Annotated in this window: 23 protein-coding genes; 17 read left to right on the forward strand and 6 right to left on the reverse strand. The window is 39.9% G+C overall.

Features of this window, described 5'->3' with window-relative positions:
• Positions 1-33: 33 nt before the first annotated feature.
• The 4 genes from I593_RS04560 to I593_RS04575 all read left to right on the forward strand — a co-directional run bounded on the left by I593_RS04560 (position 34) and on the right by I593_RS04575 (position 3090).
• Positions 34-465, forward strand: coding sequence for a glycine zipper domain-containing protein (locus tag I593_RS04560; RefSeq protein WP_016166396.1), 432 nt, complete (start codon positions 34-36; stop codon positions 463-465).
• Between the two features lie 228 nt (positions 466-693).
• Entirely contained in the window at positions 694-1203 is a 510-nt protein-coding gene (locus I593_RS04565) for a hypothetical protein (RefSeq protein ID WP_016166397.1), read from the forward strand.
• Between the two features lie 125 nt (positions 1204-1328).
• Positions 1329-2333, forward strand: a complete 1005-nt coding sequence (locus I593_RS04570) for an LLM class flavin-dependent oxidoreductase (RefSeq protein ID WP_016166398.1) — start codon at positions 1329-1331, stop codon at positions 2331-2333.
• Positions 2334-2523: 190 nt separating this feature from the next.
• A complete protein-coding gene (locus I593_RS04575; protein WP_016166399.1) occupies positions 2524-3090 on the forward strand; it encodes an NAD(P)/FAD-dependent oxidoreductase in 567 nt (188 codons plus the stop codon).
• Positions 3091-3216: 126 nt separating this feature from the next.
• Here the strand turns inward: I593_RS04575 and ppsR are convergent, their stop codons facing one another.
• On the reverse strand, positions 3217-4053 hold the full coding sequence (ppsR, locus tag I593_RS04580) for a posphoenolpyruvate synthetase regulatory kinase/phosphorylase PpsR (protein WP_016166400.1): 837 nt from the start codon (positions 4051-4053) through the stop codon (positions 3217-3219).
• Between the two features lie 155 nt (positions 4054-4208).
• Between ppsR and ppsA the strand changes: the two genes are divergently transcribed.
• The 13 genes from ppsA (at position 4209) to alr (ending at position 17357) form a co-directional block, all read left to right on the forward strand.
• A complete protein-coding gene (ppsA, locus tag I593_RS04585) occupies positions 4209-6587 on the forward strand; it encodes a phosphoenolpyruvate synthase (RefSeq protein WP_016166401.1) in 2379 nt (792 codons plus the stop codon).
• A 71-nt stretch (positions 6588-6658) separates the two neighbouring features.
• The gene (locus I593_RS04590) at positions 6659-7414 is read left to right on the forward strand and encodes an RDD family protein (RefSeq protein WP_016166402.1); all 756 of its coding nucleotides are present in this window, start codon (positions 6659-6661) and stop codon (positions 7412-7414) included.
• 300 nt (positions 7415-7714) lie between these two features.
• On the forward strand, positions 7715-8785 hold the full coding sequence (cyoA, locus tag I593_RS04595; protein ID WP_016166403.1) for a ubiquinol oxidase subunit II: 1071 nt from the start codon (positions 7715-7717) through the stop codon (positions 8783-8785).
• 3 nt (positions 8786-8788) lie between these two features.
• Positions 8789-10777 carry a cytochrome o ubiquinol oxidase subunit I gene (gene cyoB / locus I593_RS04600; protein ID WP_016166404.1) on the forward strand — a complete coding sequence of 663 codons (1989 nt, stop codon included), beginning with the start codon at positions 8789-8791 and terminating at the stop codon, positions 10775-10777.
• A gap of 4 nt (positions 10778-10781) precedes the next feature.
• The gene (cyoC, locus tag I593_RS04605; protein ID WP_016166405.1) at positions 10782-11402 is read left to right on the forward strand and encodes a cytochrome o ubiquinol oxidase subunit III; all 621 of its coding nucleotides are present in this window, start codon (positions 10782-10784) and stop codon (positions 11400-11402) included.
• Positions 11402-11731, forward strand: coding sequence for a cytochrome o ubiquinol oxidase subunit IV (cyoD, locus tag I593_RS04610; protein WP_016166406.1), 330 nt, complete (start codon positions 11402-11404; stop codon positions 11729-11731). Before cyoC ends, cyoD begins: the two co-directional genes overlap by 1 nt.
• A 10-nt stretch (positions 11732-11741) precedes the next feature.
• A complete protein-coding gene (cyoE, locus tag I593_RS04615) occupies positions 11742-12620 on the forward strand; it encodes a heme o synthase (RefSeq protein ID WP_016166407.1) in 879 nt (292 codons plus the stop codon).
• 259 nt (positions 12621-12879) lie between these two features.
• A complete protein-coding gene (rpsF, locus tag I593_RS04620; RefSeq protein ID WP_016166408.1) occupies positions 12880-13269 on the forward strand; it encodes a 30S ribosomal protein S6 in 390 nt (129 codons plus the stop codon).
• 11 nt (positions 13270-13280) lie between these two features.
• Entirely contained in the window at positions 13281-13508 is a 228-nt protein-coding gene (rpsR, locus tag I593_RS04625; RefSeq protein ID WP_004278792.1) for a 30S ribosomal protein S18, read from the forward strand.
• 9 nt (positions 13509-13517) lie between these two features.
• The gene (gene rplI / locus I593_RS04630) at positions 13518-13964 is read left to right on the forward strand and encodes a 50S ribosomal protein L9 (protein ID WP_016166409.1); all 447 of its coding nucleotides are present in this window, start codon (positions 13518-13520) and stop codon (positions 13962-13964) included.
• Between the two features lie 111 nt (positions 13965-14075).
• Complete coding sequence (locus I593_RS04635) at positions 14076-14375, forward strand: TM2 domain-containing protein (RefSeq protein WP_016166410.1); 300 nt, start codon at positions 14076-14078, stop codon at positions 14373-14375.
• A 187-nt stretch (positions 14376-14562) separates the two neighbouring features.
• Positions 14563-16008 (forward strand): replicative DNA helicase, encoded by a 1446-nt coding sequence (gene dnaB / locus I593_RS04640; protein WP_016166411.1) that lies wholly within the window; start codon positions 14563-14565, stop codon positions 16006-16008.
• Between the two features lie 278 nt (positions 16009-16286).
• On the forward strand, positions 16287-17357 hold the full coding sequence (gene alr / locus I593_RS04645; protein ID WP_016166412.1) for an alanine racemase: 1071 nt from the start codon (positions 16287-16289) through the stop codon (positions 17355-17357).
• A 72-nt stretch (positions 17358-17429) separates the two neighbouring features.
• On the opposite strand, the gene I593_RS04650 is transcribed toward alr, so the two are convergent.
• The 5 genes from I593_RS04650 to I593_RS04670 form a co-directional block, all read right to left on the reverse strand.
• Positions 17430-17852, reverse strand: coding sequence for a BLUF domain-containing protein (locus I593_RS04650; protein WP_016166413.1), 423 nt, complete (start codon positions 17850-17852; stop codon positions 17430-17432).
• Between the two features lie 93 nt (positions 17853-17945).
• Positions 17946-18680 carry a proteasome-type protease gene (locus I593_RS04655; RefSeq protein ID WP_016166414.1) on the reverse strand — a complete coding sequence of 245 codons (735 nt, stop codon included), beginning with the start codon at positions 18678-18680 and terminating at the stop codon, positions 17946-17948.
• Positions 18681-18703: 23 nt separating this feature from the next.
• Entirely contained in the window at positions 18704-19486 is a 783-nt protein-coding gene (locus tag I593_RS04660) for a transglutaminase family protein (RefSeq protein ID WP_016166415.1), read from the reverse strand.
• A complete protein-coding gene (locus I593_RS04665) occupies positions 19483-20085 on the reverse strand; it encodes an alpha-E domain-containing protein (RefSeq protein ID WP_016166416.1) in 603 nt (200 codons plus the stop codon). Before I593_RS04665 ends, I593_RS04660 begins: the two co-directional genes overlap by 4 nt.
• A 28-nt stretch (positions 20086-20113) precedes the next feature.
• Complete coding sequence (locus tag I593_RS04670) at positions 20114-21661, reverse strand: circularly permuted type 2 ATP-grasp protein (protein WP_016166417.1); 1548 nt, start codon at positions 21659-21661, stop codon at positions 20114-20116.
• Between the last annotated feature and the right edge of the window lie 151 nt (positions 21662-21812).

The following is a 21812-nucleotide window of genomic DNA, read 5'->3' on the forward strand; positions in this document are numbered from 1 at the left end:
ATTTCGTCCGCATTTTTGGACATGGAGAATACGATGAAATTGAATGCCGTTTTATTAAGCACCGCATTGGCTGCCTCTTCAATGTTTGCAATGAATACTCACGCTGATAGCACAACACGTGTTGCAGCAGCAAGCGCACTAGGTAGTGTTGCGGGTACTGCTGTAGGTAAAAGCATGGGTGGTACTACAGGTGCTACAATTGGTGCTGCACTCGGTGGTGCAGGCGGAGCTGCTGTAGCAAGTGATCGCCGAAACCGTACAGAGTCTGCTATTGGTGGTGCTTTAGGTGGTGGTACAGGTTATACCGTCGGTAAAAGCATGGGTGGTACTAGCGGTGGTTACATTGGTTCTGCACTAGGTGCTGCGGGTGGTGCTGCTTTAGGGAACAAAATTTCTAAAGACAAAGCTGAAGAAAAGGCCAAATCTTCACGTAAATGGAAAAAACGTCACCGTCACTACCGTTAATCGCTTCAGTTCCATCATTCAAGCACCATTAGGTGCTTGTCTTACGTTGGGTTAGAACAGCGAGATCTGAAACTGAAGTATTGGGTTCTAAATTGTGAATTTGTTATGAAGAAACAATACAAAGTAATGACAAAAGCCTCATGCTCAAATACAAAGTCCTTCATTTTAATCCGCTCTACTCTTTTAGATTGGACTTAAGCACATAGCACTTTAAAAATGGAGTTTGCAATGAAACTGAATCATTTAATTTACGCCTCATTAATCGCGACCACAATGATGGGAACTGCATATGCCGATAATGGTACTCGTGTTGCAGCAACATCTGCCTTAGGTAGTGTCGCAGGCACAGCAATCGGCAAACAACTAGGCGGTACTACTGGCGCTACAATTGGCGCTGCACTTGGTGGTGCTGGTGGTGCTGCGGTGGCAAGTGATCGCCGTAACCGCACATCTGCGGCGATTGGTGGAGGTCTTGGTGGTGCTGGTGGTTATACTGTAGGTAAAAATGTTGCTGGAACCAATGGTGGCTATGTTGGTGCCGCTTTAGGTGCCGCAGGTGGTTCAGCGCTAGGACGTAAAGTAGCTGAAGATCGCCGTGATGATGAACGCTATGATAATCGTGGCTATCGCTCAGACCGTAATTATCGCTATAACGATGCACGTTACAATGATCGCTATTACCGTCATGACAACGGACGCCATTTGGGTCACCACAAGAAAAAACGTTGGGATGATTAATCCAACACAATACAAAGCATCTTCGGATGCTTTTATTTTGCGCTCGAGCAATATATCGAAATTAAACGATATACAACAACCCACTTATATCGTATTATTTCGATATATAGTTTTCGAGTCTGGATATGCCTACTCTACAAAATACCCAATTTTCAATTCTGGAACTAGCCCCAGTCCGCGATGATAAAAGTATTGCCTTTTCTCTGCATCACGCCCTTGAACTTGCTCAACACGCTGAAAAATTGGGCTTTGAACGCTTCTGGTTAGCTGAACATCACAATATGGATGGTATTGCCAGTTCTGCTACGTCCGTATTACTGGGCTATATTCTTGCCAACACGCAAACACTTAAAGTCGGGTCAGGTGGAATTATGCTGCCTAATCACGCGCCACTTGTAGTTGCTGAACAATTTGGAACTTTAGCCACACTTTATCCTCACCGCATCGAGCTTGGTTTAGGTCGTGCACCTGGTACAGATCAAGTGACTATGCGTGCTTTACGTCGTGGGCGCCAAGAAACCGAGGATCAATTTCCACAAGATGTCGCTGAAATATTACAGTACTTCAAAGCGCCTGAAGAACATCAAAAAATTGTTGCTACACCAGGTCAATCTACCCATGTGCCTGTTTGGCTTCTAGGTTCTAGTCTTTTTAGTGCCCAATTGGCAGCACGCTTGGGACTTCCCTACTCTTTCGCATCGCACTTTGCACCAAGAATGCTTGGGCAAGCGATTCAACTTTACCGCGATAATTTCCAACCATCAGAATATCTTGATCAACCTTATGTTTCGATGGGCGTGCCCACAGTCGTTGCAGACACTGATGAAGAAGCTCAGTATCTTGCAACCAGTGCCTTCCAACGTGTACTTGCCTTAATGCGAGGAGATAGCCTAAAACTTAAACCACCCGTAGAAAGCATGCAAAATCTATGGTCACCTGTCGAAAAAATGTCAGTGAATAACTTCTTTGCCTTAGCACAAATTGGGTCAGTCCAAACTGTAAAAGAGGGTCTTGAAGATTTACTCAAAACCTATCAAGTAGATGAATTTATTTTCACCTGTGATATCTATGATACTGAAAAGCGTTTAAAAAACTTTAGCCACCTGATCGATATCAAAAATAATATTTGATTAAAACCATTTGAATGCACATCAAGCCTAAGAAGAATCCTTCTTAGGCTTTTAATATTTTTCACAATCGAAATCCTTCAATCCGTCAAAAATGACTCCCGAGTTGCTGAATCAACTTTACGCAGCAGATGAATTAATATTCAATTAGAAAACAAAAATTCTGACAATAAAAAATGATTAAGGGATAATCATGCAACAATTTAGTAAGCTGAATACTTCCAGCTATATTTTTCAACATCAAAAACAAGATTATGAAGTATTTAAAGGACTAATCCGAACATCAGCAGAACTAAGCCTAGATACATGCATCGAGCAAAGAGTTGCAATCATTGGGATCGATCAAAAAATTGCAGCATTGCTTGAGAAAATCCGCAATGTTTCAAGTTCAGTATATGTTTTTCAGATACAACCTGCCTTAATTCTTCCACAGTCAGAGCAACGATATAGCCGTTATGTGCAACATCCATTACTTTTAAAAAACAAGCGCCTCATCAATCCCCGAATCAAAAGCATTTTAGCCCTGCGTTTTTTGGACTCTCAAATTCAGGACAACTGGCTAAAACGACAACTAACACCAAATATTACGCGTGAAAAGAAAGAATTTCTGAAATCTGATGATTATTATCACGCCTTGCAACAAGAAAAATGTCAACTTATTACTTGGCCAGTCAAAAAAATTACAGAAAGCTGCATTGAATGTGTAGATGGCTCTATTTATCCTGTCGACTTAATTATTACAACGAATTTGCATCAATAATTGCAGAGAATTTCAAATGAAGTTTCATATTTATAATTAAAATAAGTACAAAAAACACCCAATCCAATTATTTAAATTGGGTATTAATTCATTCAATTTTTATATGAATAGCGGCGTAATTTAATACTATCCGATTCGACGTTTTAAACCCGTCATTTGTAAGACACGCGTAGAAATTTCTTCAATCGACATTTCAGATACATTCAGATATTTAATCCCTTCTGAGATATAAATACCTTCAATTGCGCGCAACTCCATTTGACATTGGCTAAAGCTTGCATAGCGGCTATTGGCTTTACGCTCTGAGCGAATCGCAACCAAACGCTCAGCATCAATCATGAGTCCAAACAGCTTATGCTTATGCGCTTTCAGCACAGAAGGCAAACGATTGTCATCTAAATCTTCTTCCGTAAGTGGGTAATTTGCTACACGAATTCCAAATTGTAATGACAAATAAATGGATGTTGGTGTCTTCCCTGAACGAGAAACACCAATTAGAATTAAGTCAGCTTTATCATAATGACGAGTACGTGCGCCATCATCATTATCAAGTGCAAAATGTACAGCATCAATACGTGCTTTATAAGACTCCGAATCGGTCACGGCATGCGTTTGTCCGACTAAAGTTGTAGGTGGTGTACCCAACTCTTCAGACAACTTACTAATAAGCCCTTCAAACACATCCAAATTCACAGCATTCGCCGTATTAATAATATCTCGCACATAAGGATCTACTAAGGTATCGAACACCAAAGGCTGCTGTCCATCACGCTCAGCTCTTTGATTTATCTCAGAAACTACATTCATAGCAGCTTCTTCAGACGTAATATAAGGGATAATATGAATGTCAAAATCTACATTTGGAAACTGGGCCAGTAAAGAGTGTCCAAGCGTTTCTGCTGTAATCGCAGTTCCATCAGAAATAAAAAACACACTTCGCTTTATTTGTTTAACTTCTGACATTAAAATTCTCCTCGAATATTTGTCTAAGTGCTATATAATCATTATAGTAAACTGATCTTACATGACTGTCGCTTAGTAAAATTAAAAAGCTAAGCAGATTTGTTTTAAATTCATGCCAAGATAGTGATTAATACTGCAAAAGTGGAGTAACAACTTTGGAAGCGCGCGTAATAGGTCTAGAAAAATTAGGGAAACACGATGTAGAGCTCGTGGGTGGGAAAAACTCATCTCTGGGCGAGATGATTAGCCATCTAGCGAATGCAGGTGTATCAGTACCTGGAGGCTTTGCTACCACTGCTGCCGCTTATCGTGAATTCCTCGAGCAAAGTGGCCTGAACGCTAAAATTAACGCAGAACTTGCAGCATTAAATGTTGATGATGTTGTTGCACTTGCAGAAACTGGTGCAAAAATCCGTCAATGGATTGTCGACACCCCGCTTACGGCAGATCTCGAAAAGGAAGTCCGCGACGCTTTCGCCACCCTTTCAAACGGCAACCCTGATATCGCGGTTGCCGTTCGTTCATCTGCGACAGCAGAAGACTTACCTGATGCGTCTTTTGCAGGTCAGCAGGAAACCTTCTTAAACATCCGTGGTATTGACAACGTTCTTATTGCGATTAAAGAAGTCTTTGCTTCACTTTATAATGACCGTGCTATTGCTTACCGTGTTCACCAAAACTTCGCGCATGACATCGTTGCATTATCTGCGGGTATCCAGCGAATGGTTCGTTCTGAAACTGGTGCAGCGGGTGTAATGTTCACTCTAGATACAGAATCAGGCTTCCGTGATGCTGTATTCATTACTGCTTCATATGGTTTAGGCGAAATGGTTGTACAGGGCGCAGTAAACCCTGATGAATTCTATATTTCTAAACCACTTCTGAAAAATGGCAAACATGCTATTTTACGTCGTAATCTTGGTTCTAAACACCAAAAAATGGTATATGGCGAAGAAGGTGCTGCCGGCAAATCAGTGGTCGTCGTGGATGTTGAAAAAGCAGAACGCCAACAATTTGCATTAAATGATCACGAGCTTCAAGAGCTTGCTAAACAAGCCCTGATCATCGAAGAGCACTATCAAGCACCTATGGATATTGAATGGGCTAAAGATGGTGACGACGGTCAAATCTATATCGTTCAAGCACGTCCAGAAACAGTAAAAAGCCGTGAAAATGTCGGCACCATGGAACGTTACCTACTTAAGCAAAAAGGTACTGTAATTTGCGAAGGTCGCTCAATCGGTCAACGTATTGGTTCTGGTAAAGTACGCATCGTGACGTCTATTAAAGAAATGGACAAAGTACAAGAAGGTGACGTACTTGTTTCAGACATGACTGACCCAGACTGGGAACCAGTAATGAAACGTGCTGCTGCGATTGTTACAAACCGTGGTGGTCGTACTTGTCATGCAGCAATTATTGCTCGTGAACTTGGTGTACCTGCAATCGTAGGTTGTGGTAATGCAACAGAAGTTTTAACCGACGGACAAGAAGTGACTGTTTCATGTGCTGAAGGCGATACAGGCTTTATTTATGAAGGTTCGTTAGATTTCGAAATTCAACGTAACTCAATTAACTCTATGCCAAAACTTCCGTTCAAAATCATGATGAACGTAGGTAACCCTGACCGTGCATTTGACTTTGCTCAAATTCCTAACGAAGGTATTGGTCTTGCACGTTTAGAGTTCATTATTAACCGTATGATCGGTGTACATCCTAAAGCGTTATTGAACATTGACAGCTTGCCACGTGAAACTCGTGCAGCAGTTATGGCTCGTACTGCGGGTTATGCTTCTCCTATCGAATTCTACGTTGAAAAACTTGTAGAAGGTATTTCTACACTTGCTGCCGCATTTGCTGATAAGCCTGTGATTGTTCGTATGTCTGACTTTAAGTCAAACGAATATGCGAACCTAATTGGCGGTAAGCTTTATGAACCAGAAGAAGAAAACCCAATGCTTGGTTTCCGTGGTGCAAGCCGTTATGTATCTGACAACTTCCGTGATTGTTTCGAATTAGAATGTCGTGCATTGAAAAAAGCACGCGATGAAATGGGCTTGACCAATATTCAAATCATGATTCCATTCGTTCGTACTGTACATGAAGCAAAACGCGTCATCGAATTGCTTGCTCAAAATGGTCTTAAACGTGGTGAAAATGGTCTTAAAGTGATCATGATGTGTGAATTACCAACTAACGCACTGTTAGCTGAACAATTCCTTGAACACTTTGATGGTTTCTCTATCGGTTCTAACGACTTGACTCAGCTTACATTGGGTCTGGATCGTGACTCAGGTATTGTTTCTCACCTGTTTGATGAACGTGATGCAGCAGTTAAAGCATTACTTTCTATGGCAATTCATGCATGTCGCAAAGCTGGCAAATATGTTGGTATTTGTGGTCAAGGGCCATCAGATCATCCTGACCTTGCAAAATGGTTGATGGAACAAGGAATCGAGTCTGTTTCTCTTAACCCAGACTCAGTTTTAGACACTTGGTTCTTCCTTGCAGAAGAAAAAGCTCAACAAGCTTAAGAAAACATGTTAAAAAAAGACCCATTAGTTGGGTCTTTTTTTCTCTTTTCATTTTTTGAGATTTTATTTTTATGCAAATTTACTTGGCACGTAATAATCAACAAGCTGGTCCGTACACTTTAGAACAGTTGAATCAGATGCTTGCCAGCCAACAAGTACTCTTAACAGATTTAGCTTGGCATGAAGGTATGACCGAATGGAAAGCTTTAGGTGAATTAACCCAAGGGAAACTTGTATACACACCAACAGGTTATGTTCCTCCAACACACACGCCGTTACATAACCCTACAATCACCCAAACTAAAGTTGAAGGTAACCTATCTAAAACTGAACTTGCTTCAGTCAATATTCGCGCATTGGCAAAAATCATTGATTTATTACTTTGGTTGCCTGCGGCAGCAATTCCTTCTTTCTTTCTGAACGCCAACCAAGTGAATGAGCTTGCTAGCATCCAGCAAAAGATGCAAGCCGCATACACATCCACTCAAGCTGTGCAATTACAACAGCAACTTTTCGCGCTTATTCCAATCGAAGCATGGCAAACCATGTTTGCCTATATCATTATAATGCTGGCTATTCAGGCATTCTTTCTAGCCAAGTCTGGACAAAGTATCGGCAAAAAGTTAACGCGAATTAAAATTGTAGATGCTGATAGCGGTGAAAAAGTTAATTTGACGCGAATCTTCCTGTTACGCAGTATTGTATTTATCATTTTAAATATGCTGTTTATGCCGTTTATTACGATTGCTGATTATTTATTCGCTTTAGGAAAAGATAGACAGACATTGCACGATAAACTAGCGAAAACCATCGTGATAAAACAATAACTGACCATAAAACCAAGGGATGACATATTCATCCCTTTTTTAATTCATTAGATTGATATTTCAATAAAAAAAATAAACCAAGCGCTAATTCCGACCCCCAAAATCAGGTTTTATAACAGTCATTTAAAGCGACTTTATATATAGCTTAGTTGAGCGATATCAGGCATAATGCCCTACAACGTAGCGGTGCCACATGCTTGAGAAGTTTTTTTATTCAAAAATCAAAATTCTCAATCATGCGACACTTTAATCGCTATCCCATATTATTTAGGGAATGGGACTCTTCACCGAGGTTGTAAAATGAGACAAACGATTTTAGCTGTATTGTCTTTATCAACGATTGCTGCACTCTTAACTGGGTGTGGTGGTGATATGGTACTTCTAAACTCTAAAGGTCCAGTTGCACAAGGTCAAAGTGACTTGATGATGACTGCGATCTATTTAATGCTATTGGTCGTAATTCCTTCGATCTTAATGGCATTATGGTTTGGTTGGAAATATCGCTCGTCGAATAAAGATGCAGACTATAAACCTACTTGGGCACACTCAACTGCTATTGAAATTGTAGTTTGGGGTGTTCCAGTTATTATTATTGGTATTCTAGCTTGGTTAACTTGGTGGGGTTCACACAAGTATGACCCGTACCGCCCAATCGATTCTGATAAAGCACCATTAACAGTTCAAGTTATCGCTGAACAGTTTAAGTGGATCTTTATCTATCCTGAGCAAGAAATTGCGACTGTTAACGAAATTCGCTTCCCAGAGAAAACTCCTGTGAACTTGCGTTTGACGTCTAACTTCACAATGAACTCGTTCTTCATTCCTGCACTTTCTGGCCAAATTTATACCATGGCTGGCATGCAAACTCACCTGCATTTGTTAGCAAATGAAACTAGCCCAGCTGAAGGCTACCGCGGTTTCTCTTCTAACTACTCAGGTTATGGCTTCTCGCAAATGCGTTTCCGTGCGCATTCAGTGACTGAAGCTCAGTTTGCTGATTGGGTCGCAGCGGTGAAAGCAGGCAACGGTACTTCAATTAACCCTGCTGCAATTCAGAAAGGTGTTTTAGACCAAGCCGAATTCGCAACCTTGCGTGATGGCAACCGTTCGCATCATCAGATCGAAGTTCTTATCGCTAAAGCGACTACTCCTGAAGAAAAGGCTGCTGCTGAAGCAATGAAGCCTTATCCAACTAAGCCACATCCAGTGACTTACTACTCTTCTGTTGAGAAAGGCTTATTTGAATCAGTGATCAACAAATACATGAGTAACTATCACGGTGCTGATCATTCAGCTACTGCGAGTGCTCACGGGGCTGCTGCTGACGCACATGCCGCAGTTGAACCTGCTTCATCGGCTGTAGGGGAATAAGACATGAGCTTCTTAGGTAAGTTAGGTCCAGACTCGATTCCACACGATCCAATCGTGTTGGTAACTGTCGCATTAATGATTTTAGGTGGTATCGTTGCTGTTGCAGGTATTACTTATTTCAAAAAATGGAACTACTTGTGGAACGAATGGTTCACATCTGTAGACCATAAAAAAATTGGTATCATGTATATCTTGGTATCTGTAGTCATGTTACTTCGTGGCTTCGCAGATGCGATCATGATGCGCTTACAACTTTTCCTCGCTCGTGGTGGCGGTGAAGGTTACTTACACCCAGAACACTATGACCAGATCTTCACCGCTCACGGTGTAATCATGATCTTCTTCGTAGCAATGGGTCTCGTTGTTGGCTTAATGAACATCTCTGTACCTTTACAGATTGGTGCTCGTGACGTTGCCTTCCCATTGTTAAACTCTGTAAGTTTCTGGCTATTCGCTGGTGCTGCTGGCTTAATGATGGTTTCACTTGCTTTAGGTGAATTCGCTGCTACAGGTTGGATGGCTTACCCTCCTCTTTCTGGCATTGAATACTCTCCTGGTGTTGGTGTTGACTACTATATCTGGGCGTTACAGATTTCAGGTTTAGGTACGCTTTTAACTGGTGTTAACTTCTTTGTTACCATCATCAAAATGCGCGCACCTGGCATGAAGCTTATGGATATGCCAATTTTCACTTGGACTGCACTTTGTACAGCAGTTCTGATTATTGCTGCATTCCCAGTCTTAACTGCAACAATTGCAATGTTATCTCTAGATCGTTACTTCGGCTTCCATTTCTTCACAAATGAGCTTGGCGGTAGCCCAATGCTTTATGTGAACTTGATCTGGACATGGGGTCACCCAGAAGTATATATCTTGGTATTACCAGCGTTTGGTATTTACTCAGAAGTTGTATCAACATTTGCTCGCAAAACGTTGTTCGGCTACAAGTCTATGGTGTATGCAACAGTTGCAATTACAGTATTGTCATTTGTTGTATGGCTTCACCACTTCTTTACCATGGGTGCAGGTGCCAACGTTAACGCGTTCTTCGGTATCATGACTATGGTTATTGCGATCCCGACTGGTGTGAAAATCTTCTCTTGGTTATTCACTATGTACAAAGGTCGCATTACGTACACAACTCCAATGCTATGGACACTTGGTTTCCTTGTGACTTTCGGTATCGGTGGTTTGACTGGTGTATTAATGGCTGTTCCACCTGCGGACTTCCTTGTACACAACTCTTTATTCCTTATCGCTCACTTCCATAACGTAATTATTGGTGGTGTTGTGTTCGCAATGTTTGCGGGTATCATTTTCTACTGGCCAAAAATGTTTGGTTGGAAGCTTAATGAAGCTTGGGGTAAAGCAGCATTCTGGTTCTGGTTCTTCGGTTTCTACTTTGCATTCATGCCGCTTTATATCCTTGGCTTCATGGGTATGACTCGTCGTTTGAATACATATGACAACCCTGAATGGGATCCGTACATCACAATCGCATTGTTTGGTGCAGTATTAATCGCAATCGGTATTGCATGTTTCTTAATGCAAATCATTGTTGGTTTCTTACAACGCCATGACAACATGGACGTTACAGGTGATCCATGGGATGGTCGTGTACTTGAATGGTCTACATCTTCACCTGCTCCATTCTATAACTTTGCTCATCTTCCAAAAATCAGCGGTATCGATACATTCTGGAATGACAAAGAGAATGGTGTTGCTTATGCACGTCCAACGTCTTATGAAGATGTACATATGCCAACGAACCGTGCTGCTGGCTTTGTAATCGCAATGTTCATTACTGTTATGGGCTTCGGTTTAATCTGGCACATTTGGTGGTTAGTTGTCGTAACCTTTGTTGCTGCAATCATCAGCTTCATCGTAAGCTCTTTCACTAAGAAAGTTGATTACTATGTTCCTGCTGCTGAAGTTGAGCGCATTGAAAACGAACGCTATGCGATTCTTGAAAAACACTTGAAGAAGGACTAAGACAATGGCTGAAGTACTTCATCACGATAACCACGGACACGATGAACATCATCATCATGATGATACAGACATTACCGTCTTTGGTTTCTGGTCTTACTTGATGAGTGACTTGATCCTATTCGGTACACTCTTCATTGCTTTCGTTGTATTAAGTGGTCATGTTCCACCAGGTACCCCAAGTGCTAAAGAATTATTCGGTGAGTCTTTAGGTTTCGTATTAACTGAAACTTTTGCTCTCTTAATTTCTTCAGTTACATTTGGTTTTGCTGTACTTGCATCGTACAAAAAGAATGTTAGCCAAGTTTTAATTTGGTTAGCAATTACTTGGGTATTTGGTGCATCATTCATTGGCATGGAACTGTATGAGTTTAATCACCTTGTACATGCTGGTCATGGTCCAAGCACAAGTGCGTTCTTATCTGCGTTCTTCACTTTAGTTGGTACGCACGGTATTCACGTAACTTCTGGTTTGGTATGGATGATCGTGTTAATGGTTCAAATCAAAAAGTATGGTTTGACATTACCGAATACACGTCGCCTTGCTTGCTTGAGCTTGTTCTGGCACTTCCTTGACATCGTATGGATCTGTGTATTCAGCGTAGTTTATTTGCGGGGAGTTCTCTAATGGGTCACGATAATCATGCGTCTGATGCAGCTCACGGCACCGTGAAGCAATATACTATTGGTTTTATTGTCTCTGTGGTATTAACCATTGTTCCATTCTATATGGCAATGAACCCAGAAAACTTCGGTCGTGGCGCAACACTTGCAGTAGTTGGTATTACTGCAGTTGCTCAGGTTCTTGTACAGTTGATTTTCTTCTTGCACATGAACTCATCTGCAGAGCAACGTTGGAACGTAATTGCATTTATTTATACAATTCTTACAATTGCCGTTCTTTTGATCGGTTCTGTATGGGTTATGAATTACCTCCACTTCAACATGATGCTCTAAACTGGTTGTCATGTTAAAAAAGTATTTATTCCTGACTAAACCAGGAATTCTCTTTGGTAACTTCGTTACCACTTTGGGCGGCTTTTTCTTAGCCGCCCAAGGTTCTGTAGATTTCCTTTTACTTCTGATTACACTACTAGCTACAACTTTGGTTGTTGCATCAGGATGTGTAGTTAACAATGTCATTGATCAAGACATTGACCAGAAGATGCAACGTACTCAAAACCGTGCACTTGTTAAAAAAACGATTAGTCCTAGTGTGGCACTGATTTTTGCCGCAGCTTTAGGTCTTTTAGGCTTTGGCATGTTATGGTTTTTTGTCAATGCATATTCTTTTGGTTTTGCTGTTCTTGGTTTTGTTGTTTATGTTGGGTTTTATAGTCTTTGGAGCAAACGTACCACCATTCACCAAACAGTGATTGGAAGTATCTCTGGTGCAAGTCCACCTGTGATTGGTTACACGGCTGTCTCTAACGAATTCGATGTAGCTGCTTTGCTTATTTTCTTAGCTTATGCACTTTGGCAAATGCCTCATTCATGGGGAATTGCAATCTATCGTTTCGACGACTATAAAAATGCAGGTATTCCAATTTTACCTGTTGCGCGTTCAATTTTACGTACCAAGGTCGAAAGCCTGATTTACGTTATTTTGTTTGCAGCAGTACTCAATGGTTTATATTGCTTTGGTTATACAAACTTATTCTTCTTAATTACTTTTAATGGTTTATGTGCTTATTGGGTATATTTATCAATTATTGGTTTTAAAGCCGAGAATGATCAAGTTTGGGCTAAACGTTATTTCTTGTATTCTGTGATTCTGATCACAGCATTAAGTTTTAGCTTTAGTTTTAGCTATATAAGCCCTGCCCCGCATTTACCCCTGTTTTAAAAGATAGAGACCTCCTCTCTATCTTTTAAAGCTGGTCTTCATTTCTACACATAATTACTATTTGTAAGTTCATATCTATTCCACACCTAGATAAATCTTCGATATCATCACTACTTTGCGCATAAATTTAATATTGCTTGAATTTTATTGCCAAACCTTCTAAAATTCACCCCTCGCATCTAATGCGACACAACCTTGGTTGTGACTCCTTGCTTCTAACAATTACGTTAGGGGCTGTATAATCCGTAAGGAGCTGACAATGCGTCACTACGAAATCGTACTTCTGGTACACCCAGATCAAAGCGATCAAGTTGTGGGTATGGTAGAACGTTACCTAACTCACATCAAAGAAGCTGAAGGTCAAATCCACCGTCTTGAAGACTGGGGTCGTCGTCAATTGGCTTACCCAATCAACAAGATCCACAAAGCTCACTACATTCTTATGAATGTTGAGTGTGGTCAAACTACTCTTGATGAGTTAGAAGAATTGTTCCGTTACAACGACGCGATCCTTCGTAGCTTAATCATCCGTCGTGAAAACGCAATCACTGAAGAGTCATTATTGGCTAAGAGTGCTGAAGAAAAGCGTGCGCGTAAAGCTCAACGTGAAGAAGCACAACTAGCTGCTCAAGACTCTGCTGAAGCATAAGGAGAACATCAATGGCACGTTTTTACCGTCGTCGCAAGTTCTGCCGCTTTACAGCTGAGAACGTTACGTACATCGACTACAAAGATATCGACACTTTAAAACAGTACATCACTGAAAATGGCAAGATTGTTCCTAGCCGTATTACAGGTACTAAAGCTCGTTACCAACGTCAATTAGCGCTTGCCATTAAACAAGCTCGCTACTTGTCTTTGATCCCTTACACTGACAATCATAAGTGAGGTTGAGCTGTGGATATTATCTTATTACAACGCATTAAAAACCTTGGTAAATTAGGCGACAAAGTATCAGTTAAAGCTGGTTACGGTCGTAACTTCTTGATCCCTCAAGGTAAAGCTGTAGCTGCAACTGAAGCTAACACTGCTGCTTTTGAAGCTCGTCGTGCTGAACTTGAGAAACAAGAAGCTGAAGTATTAGGTGCTGCTACTGCACGTGCTGATCAATTGAACGAAGTTAACATCGTTATCACTGCTAAAGCTGGTGACGAAGGTAAACTTTTCGGTTCTATCGGTACGCGTGACATCGCTGACGCTTTAACTAATGCTGGTCTTGTTGTTGACCGTGCAGAAGTTCGTTTACCAAACGGCGCTCTTCGTCACACTGGCGAATTCAACATCGCAATCCAATTGCATCATGATGTTGTTGCTGAAGTTCTCGTTACTATCGTATCTGAGTAATTTCTTGCAAGAAAAAAGGGCATGCTCAGGCATGCTCTTTTTTTATATAAAAAATTATAAGTAGTTCAAATATTAATCATTAACTTTATAATCATTTATCTAGGACTTAATATGCATAAGAAAAATCGTTTAATTGCTTTAACACTCTCAATGTTTTTAGGATTTTTTGGAATTGATCGCTTCTATCTCGGGAAAAAAGTTAGTGGTTTTTTTAAATTAATTACACTTGGTGGCTTAGGCCTCTGGTGGTTTATTGATTTAGCCTTATTACTAATAGATGCCTTTCTTTATTCTTTAGGTAAGGATAAGGGTTTTATCAAAGATGCGCAGAAAAATGATCTTCGCCATGGTCTCTCTGCTTATCGTTTAAAAAATGGAAAGTTCGAAAAAGACTGGTTCGCAAGTCATTAAACGTAAAACTTAGCATTCTTTTTTTCTAAACAGAAACTATGCTAATTTTGATGTAATAGCAGGAATGCTTACCTATTATGCTATTGCATCACCTAAACAATTTTCCTTGAATTAAATTATCCAGAAAGGCTTCATTTGGATTAAGATAGTCAATCTGTTTTGTTTTGTCTTTTTATTAGGTCTTGTTATGTCTCAGGCGAATGCCACTGCTACACCAAACTCACCCAAAGCAGACAACAAAATAAATGAGTCGAATCAACTCAAAGAATTTCGTACACCACCACATAATTTAGCTATTGAACAGGCTGTACTTGCAGCACTAATGACTGTTGCTGAGTCATTTGAACAAGTAAGTGATGTGCTCAATGAACAAGATTTTTATGCAACACGCCATAAGTACATTTATCGTGCAATTGAAAAACTTGCACAAGAAAATTCTCCTTATGATGCAGTATTGGTGAATGACTGGTTAATTAAGCAAAATTTACTTGATGCGATTGGTGGTGAAGAATATTTAATGCAACTTATGGCAGACTCTCCTTCAAGTTTTTATAACCTTGAAACCTATGCCAATAAAATTAAAGAATTTTCGACTTTACGCAATATGATTAAAGTCAGCTCTGAAATTTTGCAAAATGCCTATGACACCAAAGGTCGTAGTGTGAGCGAAATTTTAGATTTAGCCGAGACCAATATTTTCTCAATTGCCGAACAGCACAATAACAATAAGAAAAATGCAGGTCCTAAAGCCATCAACACCGTTGTTGCAGATGTCTTTGATAAATTAAATGAATTGTCACAACTAGATGGGAATATCACTGGTTTAACAACAGGTTTTGTTGAATTAGACAATAAAACCTCAGGTATGCAAGCGGGAGACATGATTATTGTCGCAGCGCGTCCATCTATGGGGAAAACTACTTTTGCCATGAACTTGGTTGAAAGTGTATTGTTTAACTGTGACTTACCCGCGTTGGTGTTCTCAATGGAAATGCCCGCGGACTCGATTGCTATGCGTTTAATTTCTGCATACGGCAAAGTACATCAAGGGCATTTACGTTCAGGCAAACTCGACGGTGATGAATGGTCTAAAGTCACAGGTACGATTTTACAGTTACAAGAGAAGCATCTATATATTGATGACTCTTCTGCCCTGCCTCCAACTGAATTACGTGCTCGTGCGCGTCGTATCGCCAAACAGCATGGTGGTAAATTGGGCTGTATCATGGTCGACTACTTACAATTAATGAAAGTCCCTGGTATGGGTGATAACCGTGTTGGTGAAATTGGTGAAATTTCTCGTAGCTTAAAAGCTCTTGCAAAAGAAATGCAGTGTCCCGTCATTGCTTTATCACAGCTTAACCGCTCTCTGGAAAACCGTCCTAATAAGCGCCCAGTCATGTCTGACTTGCGTGAATCGGGTGCGATTGAGCAGGATGCCGACTTAATTATGTTTATTTACCGTGACGAAGTTTATAACAAAGAGTCGAAAGAAGCTGGTACGGCTGAAATTATTATTGGTAAACAGCGTAATGGCCCAATTGGTACAGTCCGATTGGCTTTTGAAGGTCAATATACACGTTTTAGTAACTTATCGCCTGAGTACTATAGTCAGTACGATGATGAAGAATAAAAAATGGGCACTCAGCCCATTTTTTATTTACTCATGAATAATGTAAATAGGATCATTTTACAGTCGTCTTTATCGAACAAAACAGATAACTCATAGATTTAAATAGAATAAAGCCATGAAATAAGATGGGTATTTGATTTTTATAGGTCTACAATAACTAACGTATTTTATGGATATTTACCTAAACGGTAATACCCTTCCATATTTCTGATTCGATGACTTGAAATAAAACCCTAGTTTTAATCTTGCCATTCTCTATTCCCAAAGGAGTCATTCGGGTGCGCCAAGCAACAGTTTGTATTGATCAATCAGCACTTCAATATAATTTAAACCGTGTTAAACAACTTGCCCCTAAGGCAAAAATCGTGAGCATGGTCAAAGCCAATGCTTATGGACATGGTATCAAAGACTGTCTTGCAGCCTTGAATAATACCGATGCTTTTGGTGTCGCCTGCTTGCAAGAGGCACTAGAAATTCGTGCCTTAGGCTATGAACAACCGATTACATTAATTGAAGGAATATTTTCAGCGGATGAAATGCAGACCGTCATTGAACAAAAGCTTGAATGTGTCGTGCATCAACAACAACAAGTGAACTGGTTACTTGCCCATCAAGAGCAATACAATGCACTTGGACTTAAAGTCTGGATTAAACTCAATAGCGGCATGAACCGACTTGGTTTTAAAGCAAGTGAAATTATTGCCGTCATTAATACCTTAAAAGCGGCTGGTTTTACCTGTGTATTAACTATGCATTTTGCTAATGCTGATGCCGATCATCCCTTAAATGAACAGCAAATTGCACAATTTCTTGATATAAAACAAAGTTGTGCTCCTATTCTGGCTTCATGCTGTAATTCTGCTGCAATTTACCGTTGGCCAGAACTCCATTTTGATTATGTTCGCCCAGGCATTATGCTGTATGGTGCAACACCATTTGCAGACCAAACAGTAAGAGACTTAGACTTACAACCTGTCATGACTTTTACTGCTGCAGTTATTGCCTTGAATCATATCCAAAAAGGCGAAAAGGTGGGCTATGGTTCAACCTACACTGCAACACAAAATACCGATTTGGCTATTGTTTCTATTGGCTATGGCGATGGTTACCCGCGTGCATATGTCAAACAAAATTATGTAGTAATTGAAGGGAAAAAGCTTCCTGTTGTCGGACGTGTAGCGATGGATATGGTTGCTATTGATGTTACAGGGTTAAAAGTTGCTCTAGGCACACCTGTGGAGCTTTGGGGCAAACAACGTTTGGTCGATGATGTTGCCGATGCAAATGGTACCATTGGGTATGAGATTTTATGCCGTTTGAGCCAACGCCCTCATCGGATAGTGAAATAATAAAATATTGCTTTAGATACTGCTTTCTTCGATGAGTAGTATCTAGGGTTGTATAGCTGAACTGAATAGAATTTATAATTGCTGTTCTGGAATACGATATAACAACTGCAAAAAATGCTGTAATGATTCATATTGCAGTAATAAAGGATTAAATTTGCTAGATCCCAATTGCTCAAAATAATGATGTACCTCTGAATGCCGACCTATATATTTCATACTCCAATCTGAAAAATGCGAATCACTCAGAATGTATTGTTGTGACAATATCGTTAAATCAGAGTGTCGTTGATCTTTTTCTATTTTATTCAACAAGTTTAAAACCGAATCTTGTTCTCCTTCCAAACATTGAAAGAAGCAACCATCTGCATAACACAATACGCCTTTGATCTTCAGCTTTACGTTAAAATCTCGGGCTTCAGATAGAATGTCTCTTAAATCTTGTAGTAGTGTTTCGGGTTGAAATTTAGCCTGACTGGCATAGCAAAGTTGGTACATTTTTTGATTTCCTATCTTATTGTTTTATTCATTGTATAAATAAAAGCATAGCGCGATTTCTCGCGCTATGCTTAAAAAAATAATAATACATCATTATTTAAAATAATCTTCCGACGGCTTTGGTAAATTCTGTAATCCACTCCGTAGTGTATCTGACCATTCCTTACTAATATTTTCGAAGTAAGGGTCTTCTTCTGTAATTCGCTTACCTTCAGGAATATGTAAACTGTTCTTTTTATAGATGAGTGCATCAAGTGGCATACCCACCGATACGTTTGAGCGCAATGTCGAATCAAATGAAATTAGGCTACAACGTAAAGCTTCACTGAGTGGCATATCATAACTTAAGGCACGATCTAAAATTGGCTTACCATATTTGCTTTCTCCAATCTGGAAATATGGTGTATCGCTGGTTGCACAAATAAAATTACCTTGTGGGTAAATATTATAAAGCTGCATTTCTGCTTGACCAATTTGTCCACCTACCAACAAACTACAGTAATAATTACTTTGTTCCTGCGTGTTTTCAGTTACATCTGCAATGACCTTTTGCAAGGTATGACCGACCAATTCAGCTACTTCAAACATGGTATTTACACTATATAAATTTGGTGTTTGTTGTAATTCTAAATGGTTTTTTAGATGTCCAATCACGGCCTGCGTTGTCGCTAAATTACCCGATGTTTGAATCGTGATAAAACGTTCGCCTTCAATTCCAAATGTATAAAGCTTTCGAAATACAGAAATATGATCTACTCCCGCATTCGTTCGCGTGTCACTGATAAAGACGAGACCTTCTTTTAATCTAAGCGCACAACAATAAGTCATCTCTTCCCCTTAACTTACATTCATTAACATGCAAGTACTTGAACAATTGAGTGCATCGTTTCAATTCCCCCTTTTTCGCGCACTCCACGAATTGGGGCAACATCCCAATAATCTCGACCAATTGCCACATAAATATGCTGGTCTGGGCTAAAAATCTGGTTGCTGATATCGAAACAATACCATGTGTTTCCCAAAAATACTTCCGCCCATGCGTGACTGGCAAGGTGTGATGTATTTGGCACAAATAAATAACCTGAAACATAACGCGCTGGCAAGCCCAAAGCTTTGCACATTGCAATAAAAACATGACTGTGGTCTTGGCATACCCCCTGACGATTATGAAACGCTTCAATGGCAGAAGTATTGACTGAAGTATAATTAGGAGTATAGGGAATATGCTGCAAAATGGCTTCAGCTAGTTTGACCAAATTTTCACGCGTAAACTCAGGTACGAAACGATGCGCAAATTCTTTCATTTCCGCATTGCACATGGTCGTTGGCGTTGGTTGTAAGAATTGATAAGGATTTAGATGATCTATTAGACCCATCACCGAAGGCTGCTTATTCAGCTCAACAATGCCCTGCGCCATAATTGTCATTTGCTCATAAGCATAACGTTGTGAACTGGTAATCCAGATGTTATTGAACGCATCTCTCTTCGTACAACGCTCACCTGGCACACTGACATCCCAGTAATGCACATTCTGATGTGCATTATTCAATGGGGTCATTTTAATATACTGAATGCTATTACATGCCTGTTCAGTATATTGATAGTGTGTCTGGTGATTGATCATGAGTTTCATGCATTCACCTCAAATAAATATTGAATTTGATCACTAAAGTTATAAAAATTTATTTGATCAGGTTGAGTTTTAAGCTGTTGCCAAGCCGTATCTAAACTGTCCCAACCCATTTTCTCCAATACTTGTATAAGCGCCGAAATTTGCTCTAAGGTTTGTGTCTGATCTTGCTTTAAGCGAAGTTGTCGATCTAGTTGCTCTAAAGTTTGCCCCAAAGAATAGAACAAGAAAGTTTCTTCCGGCTCACCCTCTAACACTTCACGACAATCTGCAATCACATCACAAATACACGTCGAACTTGCACTCGCATTCCGAATATATTGATTGAGTTCTGCATAGGTTTTTGCAGAAAAAACGCCTCTCAATTCTTGAACATTGTCTTTGGCAAACTGAAACTGTTGAATAAATGAATAAGGTTGTTCTGGGTCTAATACCAATTCATTGAGCGAGCTTGCATCAAATGCAGGTAAACAAAAAGCGTGGGCATAAGACACAGCTTTCTGATCATCCACAAATGGAAATTGCTGACATAAATATTCAATACGCGTTAAATAACGACCTAACCAAAAAATTTGCTGTGCATTCGTGCTGAGTAAGATCATGAAATTGCTCCTTCATTGTTTTGGTTACTTATGAATGTAAATGGTCTACAACCCATGTATCTTTAATGCCACCACCCTGTGAAGAATTCACCACAAGAGAGCCTTCTTGCATTGCCATACGTGTTAACCCCCCCGGTACAATTTCGGTACGATAAGGGGAACTCAGCACAAATGGACGCAAGTCAATATGTCGTTCTGATAACCCTGAATCAGTTAACATCGGACAAACTGACAAATCCAATGTAGGTTGAGCAATGTACAAATGTGGCGTTGCTAAAATTTTATCTTTGAAAGTCGCAATTTGCTGTGCAGAAGCATGTGGTCCGATAAGCATGCCATATCCTCCTGAACCCTGTGCTTCTTTCACAACTAGTTGAGCTAAATTGTCTAATACATATTCAAGGTCTTTGCTTTCACGACATTGATAAGTTGGTACATTTTTAAGGACAGGTTGTTCAGCTAAATAAAACTGAATCATTTTATCGACGTACGGATAAATGGATTTGTCATCTGCAACTCCTGTACCAGGCGCATTTGCAATCACGACATTCTTTTGTAAATAGGCAGACATTAAACCCGCAACACCAAGTGTACTGTCAGGCATAAAACACAATGGATCGAGATAATCATCATCAATACGTCGATAAATTACATCAACTTGCTGTTTACCTCGCACCGTTTTGACATAAACCTTATCGTTTTCGACGTAAAGGTCACGCGATGTTACTAAAGGCACACCCATTTCCCTTGCCAAAAAGGAATGCTCATAATATGCGCTGTTAAAACGACCTGGCGTTAAAATGACAATAAAGGGATTATCGTTAAAGGCATTTTCGGCCAATATTTCTTTCAGTAGTAATGGATAATGCTCTATACCTTGTAAGTTATTTTGCAAACATAATTCAGGCATCAGTTTTTGGCTGATTTTTCGGCTTTCCAACATATAAGACACACCCGATGGCGTTCTTAAATTATCTTCAAGCACATAAAACTCGCCATGACGATCTCGGACAATATCAATGCCACTAATTTGGCTGTAAATTTTGCCTTTTAAGCTCTGATTACACATATGTGGCTGAAAAGCCTCATGCTTGAGAACTTGTAGTTCAGGCACAATACCCGCTTTAAGAATATCTTGCTGATGATAAATATCATGTAAAAATAGATTTAGGGCCTTGACGCGTTGTGCACAGCCAAGCGATATCTTATTCCATTGCTTTTTCGCAATTACTCGCGGGATCACATCATAAGGAATGGTACGCTCTGTGCCTTCTGCTTCTCCATATACCGTAAATGTAATGCCTTCATATAAAAAATGCGCTTTGGCATGCTGATTTAAAGCTTGTAATTCATCTAAATTGTATTGTGAAAGCCAATGTTCAATTTTTGCGCAAGCGGTTTCTGAAACTGCTTGATCATCTAACATTTCATTAAAAAAAACAGAGTTCGTTCGCTCAAAAAGTAACTGTGTCTTCTCCTGCGGTTTTGCTACACCCTCCACTTTTGCTGTCAATTGCTTATTATTCACTTCTAGTGATAAACCATTAATATCTAAAATCTCTTTTTCATTAAGCATATGACCCTCTTTATAGTTATAGCCAAACTCATTTTTTATTAAGCAATAAGAATGCCACTCCTTGCATCTCTTATACTGATTTACTATTAATCCATTCTTTTCACTTCGACTCAATGTCATTTCTGCTTGATCTTGTGTCTAAATTTATTGA

It is taken from the genome of Acinetobacter tandoii DSM 14970 = CIP 107469 (assembly GCF_000400735.1).
Lineage (GTDB): Bacteria > Pseudomonadota > Gammaproteobacteria > Pseudomonadales > Moraxellaceae > Acinetobacter > Acinetobacter tandoii.